Source organism: Paraburkholderia sp. EG286B (genome assembly GCF_040965655.1).
In the GTDB taxonomy this organism is placed as follows: domain Bacteria; phylum Pseudomonadota; class Gammaproteobacteria; order Burkholderiales; family Burkholderiaceae; genus Paraburkholderia.
Map to the genome: position 1 here is coordinate 1 of NZ_JBFRCF010000251.1, position 255 is coordinate 255.

The following is a 255-nucleotide window of genomic DNA, read 5'->3' on the forward strand; positions in this document are numbered from 1 at the left end:
AGGGCGTCTATACCGGTCCGCTCAACCTCAATTACGTGGCCATCGGTGGTGGCGCAGCAGGGCTGCATCCGGCCGACATGCTGGAATTCGCGCGCCGCACGCCGGATGGTGCCGTGCTCACGATCGAAACGCTGGGCCGCAATGTTGTGCCGATGAACACGATGGCCATCGCGCTGGGCCTCCATGTGCGCGTCGGCATCGAGGACACGCTGATTGGTCCGGACGGCAAACGTGCGAGCTCCGTGCAGCAGATCG

Annotated in this window: 1 protein-coding gene; it reads left to right on the forward strand. The window is 64.7% G+C overall.

Annotation, left to right across the window (positions count from 1 at the left end):
- On the forward strand, positions 1–255 hold a 255-nt coding region (locus AB4Y42_RS44630; RefSeq protein WP_368697945.1), incomplete at both ends, for a 3-keto-5-aminohexanoate cleavage protein.